The following is a 15,168-nucleotide window of genomic DNA, read 5'->3' on the forward strand; positions in this document are numbered from 1 at the left end:
GGCTGCCATATGCAGGTCTTCCAGCTTCGCGCCGGTACAGGCGCCGATATAGCATTGGTCGACCGGCGCATCGTCGGCATCCTCGACCGGGCCGGAATTGGCCGGGCTGTCCGGCGCGGCGACCTGCGGGCCAAGCGCGCTGGCATCGAACTTGTGGACCACGCGGTAAGCCGCATCCTCGTCCCCGGCGAAAGCCGTGCCCTCGTCCGGATCGGCACCCGCCGCGCGGATGTAATCCGCCGTCACCCCATCCGCCGCGATCAACCCGGCCTGCGCACCAAGCTCGGCCGCCATGTTGGACATGGTCATGCGTTCCGTCATGGACAGCCCCGCAATCGTGCTGCCGGTATATTCCACCGCCTGGTAGTCGCCGCCATCCATGCCGAGCGTGGCGCAGAGCTTCAGCATAATGTCCTTGGCCGAAGAGCCATGCGGCAACGTCCCGCTCCAGTCGATCCGGATGGTCTCCGGCACCCGGATCCAGGTCTCGCCGGTCACCAGCACACCCGCCATGTCCGTCGCCCCGACGCCGAACATGTAGCAACCGAACGCGCCGCCCGTCGGAGAGTGGCTGTCGCCGCCAACCACGAACATGCCGGGTTTGAGATGCCCACGTTCCGGCAAGACCACATGGCAAATACCCTGCTGGTCGTAGAACCCCTCGATCTCCTGATCCTTCACCCAGTCTCGGGTAAGCTTCAGGATCTCGGCACTCTGCTGATCAACAGCCGGGACGTAATGATCGGAGATCACGACCACCTTCTTCGCGTCCCAGACCTTCACCCCAAGGCGCTCCAGCACCGGTTTCACCCGGCGCGGCCCGCCACTGTCATGAATCATCGCGAGATCGACATTGCAGGTGACGATCTCCCCCGCCCGGACTGATTCCTGTCCGGCAGCCTTCGCGATGATCTTTTCTGCCAGTGTCATGCTCATGGCTACATCCCCAGATAGGAGCGGCGCAGCTCCTCGTCATGCATCAGATCCTGTGCCGGTCCCTCGACCGTGATCAGGCCGTTTTCCATGACATAGGCCCGGTCGGCGACCTCCAGCGACTGAACGACGTTTTGCTCGACCAGGAAAATCGCCAGCCCTTCGGCGCGCAGCTTCTGAATCAGCGCGAACATCTCCTCCACCAGCAACGGCGAGAGGCCGAGCGACGGCTCATCGAGGATCAGCAGACGCGGCTCGGCCATCAGGCCGCGTCCGATTGCCAGCATCTGCTGCTCGCCGCCGGACAGCGTGCCCGCATACTGATCAAACCGTTCTTTCAGGCGCGGGAAGATTTCGACCACCCGGTCGATGTTCCGGGCCCGATTCGGTGTGGCCCGGCGGTAGGAGCCGAGCTCCAGGTTTTCCCGCACAGACATGTTCGGAAATACCCGTCGCCCTTCCGGTACCTGGATCAAACCCCGGTCGACGATCTCTTCCGCAGACGTACCGGCAATCTCGGCGCCGTCGAACCGGATGCTGCCGGCGAACGGCTTGTAAATGCCCGAGATATTGTTGTTCAGTGTCGACTTGCCCGCCCCGTTGCTGCCAAGCAGGGCGACCAGCTCGCCCTCCCTGACCTTCAGCGAGACGCCGTGCAACACTTTCGCATGACCGTACCCGGTCTTGACGTCCGTGACCTCAAGCATCGGCACCCCCTGCGGACTTCATCCGCTCGCTCGCCCCGTGTCCGAGATAGGCTTCGACCACCTTAGGATCGTGGGCGATCTCGACCGGACTGCCTTCGGCAATGATCTCGCCGTAATTCAACACATAGGCCCGGTCGGAGAGCTTCATCACCGCCTGCATGACATGTTCAATAAGGAGGATAGTGATTCCGCTGTCCCGGATCTGCTGGATGATCTCGACGATCTCCAGAATCTCCGTGGCATTGAGCCCGGCCATGACTTCGTCCAGCAGCAGCAGCTTCGGCTGTGTCGCCAGCGCCCGGGCAAGCTCGATCCGCTTGCGGCCGGCAACGGTCAGGTCACCCGCCGACTGATCCAGCAGAGGCGTGAGGCCGACCTGCCCGGCAATCTTGCCGGCAAATTCGAGCGCGTCCTCCCGCCCGGCGATCCTGGTATGCGCACCGACGGCGATATTCTCCCGCACGCTGAGCCCGGCGAAGGGTTTCACCACCTGGAAGGTGCGGACCATGCCGCGCCTACAGATCTCGTGCGGCTTGTGTCCGGTGATGTCCTGTCCGTCAAGCACGACACTACCCTCATTCGGCTTCAGGAAGCCTGCGATGGTGGCGAACAGCGTGGTCTTGCCAGCACCGTTCGGGCCGATCAGGGAGACGATCTCCCCCTCGTTGACGGTCAGGCTGGCGCCATTGACGGCAACAAGGCCGCCGAAGCGTTTGGTCAGGGAAGAAACGTCAAGCATTGCCGCCTCCCCGCTTCGTCATAAGTTTCCGCCAGAGCAATTCCACAAGACCGACCAGCCCGCGCGGCATATAGGCCAGCATCAGCACAAGGATGATCCCGAACAGGATCAGGTCGACCCCCGGCCGGTCCCCCAGCATGGCGCCAATGGTCTCCTTGGCGAACTCGCCGACAATATGAATGAAGGCCGAGCCGAGCAGCGGGCCAAGCACGGTGCCAACACCGCCGATGATAGCCGCGAACAGCGCCTCTACCGACTTGCCCGGCCCGTAGGCGATGCCCGGATCGACGAACAGGAATTTCTGCACGTAATAGATTCCGGCGAGCGACGTGACACCGGCCGAAAGGCAGATCGCGCTCATCTTCACCCGGAAGGGGTCGATGCCGAGCGCCGAAGCCGCATCCTCGTCCTCGCGGACAGCCTGAAGCTGGGCCCCGAAACGGGAATGGTTCAGCCAGCCGGTCACCGCGAAGCCGATCAGCAGGAAGATCAGGATGGTGTAGTAATATCCGGCTTCCGACAGGAACGGCCCGGCGAAGGTGAACTGAAAGGTCGCCAGCGCCTGCTCCGGGTCCTGGTTCAGCGGAAGCTGCACGCCGCGCCCGCCCTCTGTCACCGAAACCAGCGAGCGGGACAGCACGTGGAACGCCTCGGCGAAGGCCAGCGTCACCAGCGCGAAGTAGGAACCGCGCAAACCGTAGCGGAAGCTGAGAAAACCAACGAAAGCAGCGACCGCGACCGAGCCGCCGATGGCGATCCAGAGGGTCAGCCACGGGCTCCAGCCGAGCTTGTATTGCAGCAGCGCCTGCAGATAGGCCGCCGTGCCGAAGAACAGCGCGTGGCCGAAGGAATACTGCCCGCCATAACCGCCGAGAATATTCCAGCCTTGTCCGAGCAGCGCGGCGAAAAGGGTCAGCTCGATGAATTCCATCCAGCGGCCGGAATGGATCGCAAAGGGCGCCGCAAGCAAGGCACCGATCAGAACGGCCCAGCCGATCCGCTGCATGTTTCCGGTACTCATGGTGGTCAACATACTCATAGTCTTTGCCCGAAGAGGCCGGTCGGCCGGAACAGCAGGATCAGGATGAAGATCGCCGAAATGGTGATCAGCCCGAGGCTTTCGCCGAGATAGAGCCGGCCGATCTGCTCCGTCACGCCGATCACAAGACCGCCGACCAGAGCGCCCACGAAGCTGCCCATGCCGCCAAGCACGACGACGGTGAAAGCAATCAGCACGAAGAGATACCCGACCTGCGGAAACACGGCGTAGGTCGGCGCCAGCAGACTGGCGGCGGCGGCAACGCATGCCGTGCCGATGCCGAAGCTGACGGCGAATATGTGCTCGACATTGATGCCCATCAGACGGGCGCCCTGCCGCTCCTTGGCGACCGCCCGGATGGCCTTGCCGGTATCGGTGAAGCGCATGAAGCACCAGAGCGCTGCCGTGATCAGCAGAGAGCCAACAAGCGCGGCGATCTGCGGCCAGACGATATAAACGACGCCGAGGTCGATACCGTCGAAATCGTAGGGCACCTGGACGTTCCGCTCATTTGCCGAGAAGGCGAACAGGGCGAAATTCTCCAGCACGATGGAAACGCCGAGCGTGGTCAGCAGAATGATCTCGTCCCGGCCATGACTGGTCCGGCCGATCACGCTGCGCTGCAGGGCGTAGCCGAAGAGATACCCTCCCGGCACGACGATCAGCATGGCGAGATAGGGATCGACCCCGAACACGCTCCAGAGGAAGAAAACCGCGTACATGGCCAGCATCAGAAGCGTGCCATGGGCGAAATTGATGATGTGCAGGACGCCGTAGATCAGTGTCAGTCCGAGCGCGACCAGAGCATAGATCGCGCCAAGAAAAACACCGCTGATGGCGGAGCCGAAGACCGTCTCGAGAGAATAGGACGGCAGGCTGATACCGAGAAAATCCATGAAACACTATCGCGTTCGGGCCGCGTGGAACGATGGGGGCGGAGCACCCGCCCCCATTGCAGTTTGTCAGAGCCGGTAGTTAGGCCGGGCGCGGGAACACCGCGGCCTTGGTCGCGAATTCTTTCGGTGCGACGACTTCGATATCCTTGTTCAGGACCTGCATGACCATTGCCTGAGCGCCTTCGTTCTGGCCGTTGACCATCTTGGTCGCACCATACGGCATGAAGTGATCGGACCAGGTGCTGGAAGCCATCGCCTCGATGATCTTGGCGCGATCGGAGGAGCCGGCACGCTCCATGGCGTCGGCCGCGAACATCATCGCTTCGTAAGCCAGGAAGACTTCGTAGGAGAAGGACTTGCCCGCATCTTCGGTCTTCTTGCGCAGGGCCTGAGCCGCTGCTTTCCGCGGATCGAACCAGTGATTGCAGTCCATCACGTAATCGGCCGCATCCGGGAACTCGTTCACGAAGCGGTACTGGGAAGAGGCACCGCCGAGCACGGAATAGATCGCCTTCGGCTGCACCCGCTGACGCTGCAGGGTGCGCAGGAACAGCACACCATCGCCATAATAGTGCGACGGGATGACCAGGTCCGGGTTCGCTTCCTTGATCTTCAGCGCGATATTGTTGAAGTCCTTGTTGCCGGTCGGGTGCGGCAGAACTTCCTTCACCTCGAAACCGGCCGGGGTCAGGTTCTTTTCCAAGAGGCCGGCCATGAAGCTACCGAACGGCGTGGTGTTTTCATGCACGATGACGACCGATTTGGTCGGCTTGCCGGCGGCTTCGTTGATGGCGATCAGGTGATCGACGCCAGCCTTGGTGATGCTGCCGAAACCCGGGCCGAAACGGAACGTATTCTCGAGACCGCGGCCGACGATCTTGTCGTTCACCCCGACATCGACAACATGCGGGATGCCGTATTTCGCAGCAGCCTGTGTGGTGGCCAGGCAGATACCCGAGGCATAGGCACCGACGATTGCGGAGACACCGGCCTCGTTGAATTTCTCGACCTCGGCCGCGCCGATTTCGGCTTTCGACTGGGCATCGCCCAGGACTGCCTCAAGCTTCGCGCCACCGAGCGCCTTGATGCCGCCGGACGCGTTGATTTCCTCGATCGCGGCAAGCGCGCCGAAGCGGCACTGGGTGCCGGAGAACTGCAGGAAGCCGGTCACCGGATGCACGACACCGACTTTCACGGCATCGGCAGCACGGGCGATATGCGGCATGCCGAGCGTTCCGGCAGCTGCAACGGCGCCGCCCGCGGCAACACCGGCCAGCACCTGGCGGCGCGAGAGATGATTAAACGTATAAGACTTTTTCATAGCCATTCCCCTGTTTGACAGCTCGTCTGGTTTATCGGTTCATTCAGCTGCGGTCGTTGCCGCATCCTGGCTTGGCGTCCAGGTATTGTGCGTCTCGCCCTGAACCCGCGAGAGCACCATCCGGTACTGGTATTGATCCGGGCGATAGAGAGCGGTGATGTACTCGACCGGACGCCCGTCCCGGTCGCGCACGATGCGATTGATCTTCAGCAGGGCCGACCCGGCCTCTATCCCGAGATACCCGGCAACCTCGGCATCAGCGAGTGTGGCGGAGATCATCTGGCTGGCGGCGTCCACCTGAATGCCGCCGCGCTCGAGCAGCGACAGCAACGGCTTGTTCGCCAGATCCTCGGCGCCATAGCGGCGGCCGATATCGGCGGGAACAAAAGTGGTGAGAAAGGAAAATGGCTGGCCCTCGACACTGCGCACCCGGACCGAGCGCTGCACCTCCTGCCCGATCGGGCAGGACAGCGCCGCTGCGACTTCCTCGGCGGCCGGGACATAACCGAAGGACAGAAGGTTCACTTCCGTCTCCAGCCCCATGGCGATGAGGTTTTCCAGCAGCCCGTCCATCGAGGCCTTGTAAGCCCGCGCCTTCGGCCGATACCGCACCCGTGTCCCGCGCCCGCGCTCCCGGACAACCAGACCTTCGGCAGCCAGCTCGTCCAGCGCCCGCTTCGCGGTGATACGGGAGACGTCATAGGTCTCGGCAAGCTCCTGCTCGCCCTGGATCAGCGCGTCATATTCGTGCAGCCCGTCCATGATCTGCTGCCGCAAGATCAGGAAGATCTGGTGGTAGAGCGGCATCCGCAACGCCCCGCTCGCCCCCTGCACTCCGATTCTGATCGGCCGATCCGTCATGAATTCTCCTAAACGCTAAATGATATATTGATATGCGTTTAAGAGAGTCGGCAAGTGGAAAATTCTTTAGACCCAATTCGTCATGATACTTGCCGTTGACCAGAGCCGATCTCCGACTTTAATCTCCGCCCCGCATGTGCGGCGATGGCGTCGCCGCGAACGTGGTTCACGCATGCGGCCTCCGGGAGACATCGGGGGTGATCCAGCATCCTGCACGCCCGGATGGATTACCGGGCGCGCCCCGCGTCCTTCGGACAGGAGATCAGGATGCTGACCCCACAACAACGGCCCACGCATTTCACCCGGCACAATGGAGAGAAGGCGCCGCTGCCCTTTTCAACGGCGGAATATGAGCGCCGGCTCTTCGAGTTGCGGGAGGTCATGGCCGAGTGCGGCCTGCCCGCCGTGCTGTTCACCTCAATGCACAACATCGCCTATTACTCCGGCTTCCTATATTGCAGCTTCGGACGGCCGTTCGGCTGTGTCGTCACAAAGGACGCCTGCACCACCGTCTCGGCGAACATCGACGGCGGACAGCCATGGCGCCGCAGCGTAGCCGACAACGTCATCTATACGGACTGGCAGCGGGATAATTTCTGGCGTGCGGTCCGCGAGTTGATCGGCACATCGGACCGGATCGGCATCGAGGGCGATCACCTGACCCTGCAAGCACGTAGCGCTCTGGAAGACGTCACCGGCATCAGGCAGATCATCGATATTGCACCCGCTGCCATGCGCAAGCGGATGGTAAAGTCGGCGGAGGAAATCTCCCTGATCCGGGAGGGTGCCCGCATCGCCGATATCGGCGGGGCCGCGATCAGGGACGCGATCCGTGCCGGCACACGGGAAATCGACGTCGCCATGGCCGGACGGGACGCCATGGAGCTGGCCATCGCAGAGGCCTTCCCGGACAGCGAGATGCGCGATACCTGGGTCTGGTTTCAGGCCGGGCTCAATACGGACGGCGCGCACAATCCTGTCACCATGCGCACGCTCGAAGCAGGCGACCTGCTGAGCCTCAACACCTTCCCGATGATCTCCGGCTACTACACAGCCCTCGAACGCACCCTGACGCTGGGGGAGCCGGACAAGGACACGCTCCGGCTCTGGGAGGCCAACGTGGCCGCGCATGAGCTGGGTATCTCGCTGATCAAGCCCGGCGCCCGCTGCAACGAGATCTGCGCCGAGATCAACAGGTTCTTCCACCAGGAAGGCCTGCTCGACTACCGCTCCTTCGGCTACGGGCACTCCTTCGGAATCCTGTCGCATTATTACGGCCGCGAGGCCGGGCTGGAGCTACGGGAGGATATCGAGACGGTGCTGGAGCCGGGCATGGTGGTCTCCATGGAGCCGATGCTCTGGGTGCCGGAAGGCATACCGGGTGCCGGCGGATACCGCGAGCACGACATCCTGGTGATCGAAGCGGACGGTGCGGAAAACATCACCGGTTTCCCCTACGGCCCGGCGCATAACGTGATAGCGGCCTGAGCCGACATTGAACAACGATCTCCGGAGCCTCTGCCCGCAGGGCTCCGGAGTTGATCTTCGTGGCACCCCGGAAAGGCAATACGCCTTGCCTTGAGTTGCCCCCGCCTCCCGCCTATAGTCCCGCCTCGATGGCATCCATATCCCCTTTCTTTCCGCTGCTTCTCAGCGTCGCGATACTCCTTATGGGCAACGGCCTGCAGGGTACCCTGTTGCCTGTGCGCGCCGGCATGGAGGCGTTCGGCTCGTTCGAGATCGGGATACTGGGCTCGGCCTATTTCTGCGGTTTCATGGCCGGATGCATTTACGGCCCGCGCGTCATCCGCATTGTCGGCCATATCCGCACCTTTGCCGGCATGGTCGCCGTCGCCTCGTCGGTCGTGCTGATCCATGCGCTGGTGCTCGAGCCCGCCGTCTGGTGGCTGTTGCGCGCAACGACGGGATTCTGTTTCGCCGTGCTCTACATGGTGATCGAGAGCTGGCTGAACGAAAAGTCGACGAATGAGACAAGGGGCCTCGTCTTTTCCGTTTACACGATCATCAACCTGACTGTGATCACGGCCGGTCAGATGCTTCTGATGACGGCAGATCCGACGAGTTTTCCGCTTTTTGCCTTCGCCTCGATCCTGGTGTCCATCGCCGCCGTTCCGATCGCGCTGACCCGGATAGAACAGCCGGCACCACTCGACATCGTCCAGTTGCGGCTGAAACGGCTGTTCAAGATTTCTCCGGTCGGCGTTGTCGGATGTGTCGCGGTCGGCCTCGCCAACGGCTCCTTCTGGTCTCTCGCCCCCGTCTATGCCTTGACCTCGATGGGCGAAGCATCGGTTTCAAATGTCGCCTGGTTCATGAGCATCGTTGTCATCGCGGGAGCGATAGGCCAATGGCCGATTGGCAGCCTGTCCGACCGGATGGACCGGCGCAAGATGATCATCGTCGCCTGCCTCGGGGCGGCGGCGTCCGGCCTCTGCATGGTATTGTTCGCAAATGCCGTGCCGTATGGCCTCTATATCTTCGGGTTTGCCTTCGGGGTTTTCGCCTTCCCGGTCTATTCCCTCAGCGTCGCCCATCTCAACGATTTCATCACCGAGCCGTCAGACTATGTCGAGGCGGCGAGTGGGCTGTTGCTGGTATTCGCCGTTGGCGCCATCGCCGGGCCGTTGATCGCATCGGCGCTGATCGATCTGGTCGGCATCAAGTATCTGTTCGCCTACACGGCAGCCATCCACATTCTTGCCGCCAGCTTCTGCGCGTATCGCATGAGTGTGCGGAACCCGGCCCCCGTGGAAGAGCACATCCCCTTTGGCGATGCCGTGGTGCTTTCGCAGACGCTTTCCACGGTGGACCCGCTGCCACCTGTCGAAGAAGACACGGAAGCGGCGGACAGCGGGAACGACAAGCCCGTCAGCTAATTCCCGGCCCTTTCGGCGCTACTGCCGCGTGGCAATCGCGATCGCGGCCCCGCCCATCACCGTCGCGCTGGTCCGGTTCGCGATGCGCAGCGCACGCGGGCTGCGCATAAGGGTCCGCGCGCCAGCCGCCATGACGACATAGCTGAGGTCAATCGCCGCCAGCACGAAGACCAGAGTGAGCGCAATCGAGGTCCAGTCGACAAAGGAAACCGAACCGAGATCGATCAGGGTCGGCAGCAGGGCGAGATAGAACAGCATGATCTTCGGATTGCCGAGAGTGACCGACATGCCGGAGAGGAACATCTTCAGGCTGCTGCGCGGCTCTGGCAAACGCTCGCCCGCCGTATCCACCGGCGCGGTCCACATCTTCCAGGCAAGAAAGGCCAGATAGCCGACGCCGAGCCATTTGATCACCAGGAAGGCCGAGTGAAAGGCCTCCGCGACAGCGGCAAGGCCGACAATGGCCATGGTCAGCCAGACCAGCTCGCCCAGCCACATCGCCACCAGGAACGGCAATACCGCCCGCCAGCCCCGGGCCAGCACCTGCGCCACCAGCGCAGCCAGACTCGGTCCAGGCGACCCAGCGGCAAGCGCGAGAGCGACGGCGAAAACCAGAAGCGACGATATATCCATGATCCGTTTCCTTGATAGACTTGTGCGCCAGTTTGACGGGCTGATCCGACCGCTGCAAGCCGATACCTTTCTTGCAATGCTGAGCCCTGTTTTTCGCAGGTTCTGGCATGCATATCCGCGAGACAGAAACCGCGACACTCGCTAATCTCCCGCATGGGCAACGGGAGACGGCGGGATGCCGGTCAAAGTCCGCGCCCTTGATCAACGACATTTCCGGAGTATGGCGGGTGGCCTCGTCAAAAGGTGAGAAACAGCGCCTGCCCGATCCATCAATAAATATGACGGAGATGCGCATTCGTGCCGCGACACCGGCGGATCTGGACTCCCTTGTCCGTATTGAAGAGGCTTGTTTCGATAGTGACCGGCTCAGCCGCCGCAGCTTCCGCGATTTCATCCACCACGGCCACTGCACGCTGCTGGTCTCCGAAGGCGACGGCGGCATTTCCGGCTACATTCTGATCCTCTATCGCCGGGGCACAGCGCTGGCCCGGCTTTATTCCATTGCCCTCGCCCCATCCACGCGCGGCACCGGCCTCGCAGCGGGGCTGATGAGCGCCAGCGAGGATATCGCCCGCGACGAGCATGGCTGCCTCTCGCTCCGACTGGAAGTCCGGCCGGACAACAAGTCCGCCATCACCCTCTACACCCGTCTCGGCTACAAACAGTTCGGAAAATATCTCGACTATTACGAGGATCATGCGGACGCCCTGCGGTTCGAGAAGCGGCTCGTCCGCTCGACCCTCACGGCAAATGCCCCCTCCTATTATTCCCAGACCTCCGAATTCACCTGCGGCCCCGCCTGCATGATGATGGCACTGAAGGCGTTCGATCCTTCAGTTACCTTCAGCCGGGTCGAGGAATTCCGGCTCTGGCGAGAGTCGACAACGGTCTTCATGCAAACGGGCCATGGTGGCTGCGAGCCGGTCGGCATGGCGGTGGCGCTGGCCCGCAAGGGACTCTCGGTCGATGTCTTCCTCAGCCAGGAACCGCCGCTCTTCATCGACAGCGTGCGTCTCAAGGATCAGCGCGAGGCTCTTACGCTGATCCAGGAAGACTACCGGCGTGAGGCTGAAGAACTGCGCATCCCGGTTCATATCGAACCGCTGGACAATACCGCCCTGAGCACGGCCCTCGATGAGGGAGCCTACGCAATCGTCCTGGTCAGCCTCTATCAGATGCTGGGCAGCAGAACACCGCACTGGGTGCTGGTCTATGGCGAAGAGAATGACCGTTATCTGATCCACGATCCGTGGATCGAGACAGACGCTTTGGAAACCGAAAGCGCGGCAGCCGCCCTGCCCATCCCCAAGGAGGCTTTCGAACGGATGGCCCGCTGGGGCCGCGGAAGGCTGCGGGCCGCGATTATTGTTCGAAAGGAACAGACGGAATGACGGATTGGCTGGTTCTTACCGAAGGTCGGAAGGATATCGACCAGGCCGATACGCAACACAAGGTGATGTCCGTGCGCGACTATCTCGCCGCACCCGCCCTGTTCGAACGCTCGCGCCCGGTCGTCATCAACATGGCCCGCAGCTACGCCTACCAGAGCGCCGGCTATTACGCCTCGTTGCTGGCCGAAGCGCGTGGGCACCGGGTTATGCCGAGTGTGCAGACCATGCTGGAGCTGTCACGCAAGAGCCTCTATGCGTCCTCCCTGCCGGAACTTGAGGAAGCGCTGAACAAGGATCGCGCCCGCGCCGGAGACACCGGCGATGAAGGGTTCGAGTTCATCGTCGCCTTCGGTCGCCCGTCCCGGCCGGGTTACGAGAAATTCGCCCGTCTGCTGTTCGACTGGTACCGCTGCCCGGGCATCACCGTGAAAGTGGATGCCGGAGAGTGGGCCCGCATCCGGCATCTGAAGCCTATCTCGCTGAAACGGATCAGTGCGGACAACAAGGCCTTCCTGATAGAGGCCATGGACATTCACAGCCGCCGTTCCTGGTCCGGCCCGAAATCCAAGGCCCCGCTGCGCTGGAGCCTCGCCGTTCTGCATAACCCCAAGGAAGCGCTGCCACCTTCGCAGCTCAAGTCCCTGAAACGCATGGCGGCGGTCGGGGAAAAAATGGGCATCGAGGTCGAGCCGATCCAGAAGAAGGATCTGCCGCGTCTCGCCGAATTCGACGCCCTGTTCATCCGGGAAACCACCTCGGTCAATGACCATACCTTCCGTTTCGCCCGCAGGGCGGAGCAGGAAGGCATGCCGGTGATTGACGACACGATGTCGATGATCCGCTGCACCAACAAGGTGTTCCTGAAAGAGAAGCTGGAGGCGGCCAAGCTGCCGATCCCGAAGACGGTCGTACTGTCGCCGGCAAGCGATCTCTCGAAAGCGACCGACGCAATCGACTTCCCCATGGTGGTCAAGATCCCGGACGGCTCCTTCAGCCGGGGTGTGCACAAGGTTACTGACGTGGCTCATCTAAAGGCACTGACCGCTGAGCTGTTCCGCAAAACGGACCTGCTGCTGGCGCAGGAATTCATGCCGACGGATTTCGACTGGCGCGTCGGCGTGCTGGCCGGCGAGCCGCTTTTCGTCAGCAAATACCTGATGGCCCGCAAGCACTGGCAGATCGTGCATCACCGCCCGGACGGGCAGGTCCGAGAGGGCGGGTTCGAGACCATGGCTGTCGAGCAGGCGCCGGCAGAGGTCATCGATATCGCGGTGAAGGCCGCCGCCCTGATGGGCGACGGCCTCTACGGTGTCGATCTGAAGCAGAACGCGAACGGAGTGTTCGTCATCGAGGTCAACGACAACCCGAACCTGGATACCGGTATCGAAGGCGCCTTCCTTGGAGACGAGCTATGGCGCCGGGTGCTCACCTGGTTCCGGGACCGGCTGGAGCCGAAACCGGTTCCGGTGGCAGGAGCCAAGGCCCGCTAGGCGTTGCGAACCTCATCCAGGAACCGACGTACCGTATCGTTCAGCGTGTTCGACTGCTGAGCAACCTCGCGTGCCGTTTCCAACACCTTGCTGGCAGCAGCGCCGGTATCCTGAGCCCCTTCGGTCATGGAGCCGATGTTCGCCGAAACCATCTGGGTGCCCTGCGCCGCTTCCTGAACATTCCGGCTGATTTCATTTGTTGCCGAGTTCTGCTCCTCAACGGCCGAAGCAATCCCGGTCGCAATCTCGCTGACCCGGGCCACTGTCTCCGAAATTGTCCGGATTGCACCGACCGCGCTGGTCGTCTCTGACTGCATGGCTGAGATCTGGGTGGTGATCTCTTCCGTCGCCTTGGCCGTCTGGGTTGCGAGGTTCTTTACCTCGGAGGCCACCACCGCAAAGCCCTTGCCGGCCTCACCGGCGCGAGCGGCCTCGATGGTCGCGTTCAGCGCCAGAAGATTGGTCTGCTCGGCAATATCGTTGATCAACCCGACGATCTCGCCGACCTTCTGGGCCGCCTGATCGAGGCCGACGACGGACTCCCGGGTATGCTCCGCCTGCTGGGATGCTTCCGCGCTGATCCGGGTGGATTCGCTGACCTGCTGGCCGATTTCCCGGATCGAGGAAGCGAGTTGTTCTGCCGCCGCTGCGACCATATCCACGTTTGTGGAAGCTTCGCCGGACGCCGCCGCGACCGATTCCGCCTGGGTCTCGGTATTGCCGGCAATCTCGGTCATGGATTGTGCAGTGGTATCGAGCTCGGTTGTGGCACTGGCGACACTACGGAGAGATTCGCTGACAGCATTGTCGAATATCTCGGTGATCTCCTCGATACGCCTGGCCCGGGCTTCACGCTGCTCGCGGGCCTTCTCCTGCTCGGCCTGCATTTCCTCGTTCTTGATCATGTTCGCGCGAAACACTTCGACGGATTCCGCCATCTGGCCGATCTCGTCACCGCGTCCCGTTCCGGGAATCTCCACACTGAGATCGCCTTCGGAGAGAGACCGCATCACCCCGGTCATCTGTACCACCGGCCGCAGCGCAGTACGCGCCGTCGTATAGCCGATCCCCGCCAGCAGCAGGAACATGACCACACCGACAGCAGCCAGAATGTTCCGCATGTCCTGCACCGGGCCGAGAATCTCGGCCTCGCTCATCTCTCCGAGCACGGCCCAGCGTACCCCCTCGAATTCCAGCGGCTTGAAGACCGAATAGACCGGCTCGCCGAGATAATTGCTTTCCTGAACCGTGCCTTCCTCTCCTGCCAGCGCCTTTCCGGCAGCATCGGTGTTTGCTTCCGCCGTCAGAATGGCGGCGGCGCCCGAAACGCGCGAACTGCTCCGCAACAGCATGTCGGCGCCGACCAGGATGGTCTCCCCGGTCTCCCCCATGCCGGAGGTATCGCGCATCAGCCGGTCGATCATTTCCGCCGGAATATGGATCACCAGCCCGCCGGCGAACTCTCCGCGGACGAAAAGCGGTGTCGCAATAAAGGCTGTGGGCGCATTGGCGCGCGGCGCATAGCCATGGAAATCAGTCATCACGACCTGACCCGGCTCGGGGTTTTCCGACAGCCGGGCAAAGACCGTCGCCAGCTCCGTGTCCTTTGCCGGCCCTTCGATCAGGTTGGTCGCATAATCCGCAGCCTTCAGAACGCTGTAGACAATATTACCGTCGGAATCGATCAGCATCACATCGGCATAACCGCGGCTTTCCTCCAACTTGCGGAACCAGGGATGGTTCTCGCCGTGGTACTTGGAATAGCCGGAGCCGTCTTCCGCAAGATCCAGAAGCTGCTTACTGCCCTCGGGATTGGGATTGTCCGTGATATAGAGCTTCTGCAGCGTTTCGGTCGGATCGCCCTTCCGGGCAAACAGCCGGAAGCCGAACTTGAATCCGTTCAGCGCCTTCTCCGTCCCGCTGTTCGCTGCCACGATCAGCATATCGTCCCGGATGGTTCCAAGCAGGGTCTTGAGGGCATCGACGCGCGCCACAGACAAGGCCTGCAACTGATCGACCGCGCGTTTCTCAAGCTGATGCGCTGACTGGAAGTAGCTGAAGGATGCGACGACCAGAATGGACAGCGCGGTAGCAATTCCGACAAGCGCCGGAATTTTTGCCGATAGATTGATGTTTTTCACGTATTCCAACCCCAAGGACTTTATTTTTTTCGATCTAGAAGATTTTCAGAAATTATTTCAACTAAAACCTCAACCACCACCTTCACGAGAACTATTAAATTCGAAAAAAACATCCCAAAT

13 protein-coding genes are annotated in these 15,168 nt (G+C 61.9%); 4 read left to right on the forward strand and 9 right to left on the reverse strand.

Going from position 1 to position 15,168, the window contains the following annotated elements; genetic code table 11:
• The 7 genes from IG629_RS09485 to IG629_RS09515 form a co-directional block, all read right to left on the reverse strand.
• On the reverse strand, nt 1–936 hold a 936-nt coding region (locus tag IG629_RS09485), incomplete at its 3' end, for an aconitase family protein (RefSeq protein WP_193171721.1).
• A 2-nt stretch (nt 937–938) separates the two neighbouring features.
• A complete protein-coding gene (locus tag IG629_RS09490) occupies nt 939–1,640 on the reverse strand; it encodes an ABC transporter ATP-binding protein (protein ID WP_193171722.1) in 702 nt (233 codons plus the stop codon).
• The gene (locus tag IG629_RS09495) at nt 1,633–2,379 is read right to left on the reverse strand and encodes an ABC transporter ATP-binding protein (protein WP_193171723.1); all 747 of its coding nucleotides are present in this window, start codon (nt 2,377–2,379) and stop codon (nt 1,633–1,635) included. Before IG629_RS09495 ends, IG629_RS09490 begins: the two co-directional genes overlap by 8 nt.
• Nucleotides 2,372–3,418 carry a branched-chain amino acid ABC transporter permease gene (locus IG629_RS09500; RefSeq protein ID WP_226886582.1) on the reverse strand — a complete coding sequence of 349 codons (1,047 nt, stop codon included), beginning with the start codon at nt 3,416–3,418 and terminating at the stop codon, nt 2,372–2,374. The genes IG629_RS09495 and IG629_RS09500 overlap by 8 nt, the downstream gene beginning before the upstream one ends.
• Nucleotides 3,415–4,314, reverse strand: a complete 900-nt coding sequence (locus IG629_RS09505) for a branched-chain amino acid ABC transporter permease (protein WP_051284706.1) — start codon at nt 4,312–4,314, stop codon at nt 3,415–3,417. Before IG629_RS09505 ends, IG629_RS09500 begins: the two co-directional genes overlap by 4 nt.
• A 79-nt stretch (nt 4,315–4,393) precedes the next feature.
• Nucleotides 4,394–5,635, reverse strand: coding sequence for an ABC transporter substrate-binding protein (locus IG629_RS09510; RefSeq protein WP_193171724.1), 1,242 nt, complete (start codon nt 5,633–5,635; stop codon nt 4,394–4,396).
• Nucleotides 5,636–5,674: 39 nt separating this feature from the next.
• Entirely contained in the window at nt 5,675–6,496 is an 822-nt protein-coding gene (locus IG629_RS09515; protein WP_193171725.1) for a GntR family transcriptional regulator, read from the reverse strand.
• Between the two features lie 267 nt (nt 6,497–6,763).
• Here IG629_RS09515 and IG629_RS09520 point away from each other — a divergent pair, with 267 nt between their 5' ends.
• Entirely contained in the window at nt 6,764–7,984 is a 1,221-nt protein-coding gene (locus IG629_RS09520) for an aminopeptidase P family protein (RefSeq protein ID WP_193171726.1), read from the forward strand.
• Between the two features lie 128 nt (nt 7,985–8,112).
• Entirely contained in the window at nt 8,113–9,393 is a 1,281-nt protein-coding gene (locus IG629_RS09525; protein WP_193171727.1) for an MFS transporter, read from the forward strand.
• Between the two features lie 18 nt (nt 9,394–9,411).
• On the opposite strand, the gene IG629_RS09530 is transcribed toward IG629_RS09525, so the two are convergent.
• Nucleotides 9,412–10,026 carry a LysE family translocator gene (locus tag IG629_RS09530; protein WP_193171728.1) on the reverse strand — a complete coding sequence of 205 codons (615 nt, stop codon included), beginning with the start codon at nt 10,024–10,026 and terminating at the stop codon, nt 9,412–9,414.
• 227 nt (nt 10,027–10,253) lie between these two features.
• On the opposite strand from IG629_RS09530, the gene IG629_RS09535 reads away from it, so the two are divergent.
• Entirely contained in the window at nt 10,254–11,417 is a 1,164-nt protein-coding gene (locus IG629_RS09535) for a GNAT family N-acetyltransferase/peptidase C39 family protein (RefSeq protein ID WP_319025055.1), read from the forward strand.
• Nucleotides 11,414–12,907, forward strand: a complete 1,494-nt coding sequence (locus tag IG629_RS09540; protein ID WP_193171729.1) for a RimK family protein — start codon at nt 11,414–11,416, stop codon at nt 12,905–12,907. Before IG629_RS09535 ends, IG629_RS09540 begins: the two co-directional genes overlap by 4 nt.
• Here the strand turns inward: IG629_RS09540 and IG629_RS22940 are convergent.
• Nucleotides 12,904–15,048 carry a methyl-accepting chemotaxis protein gene (locus IG629_RS22940; RefSeq protein WP_193171730.1) on the reverse strand — a complete coding sequence of 715 codons (2,145 nt, stop codon included), beginning with the start codon at nt 15,046–15,048 and terminating at the stop codon, nt 12,904–12,906. The two genes, IG629_RS09540 and IG629_RS22940, sit on opposite strands and share 4 nt — an antisense overlap.
• Nucleotides 15,049–15,168: the final 120 nt, after the last annotated feature.

It is taken from the genome of Nisaea nitritireducens (assembly GCF_014904795.1).
GTDB classification, from domain to species: Bacteria; Pseudomonadota; Alphaproteobacteria; order Thalassobaculales; family Thalassobaculaceae; genus Nisaea; species Nisaea nitritireducens.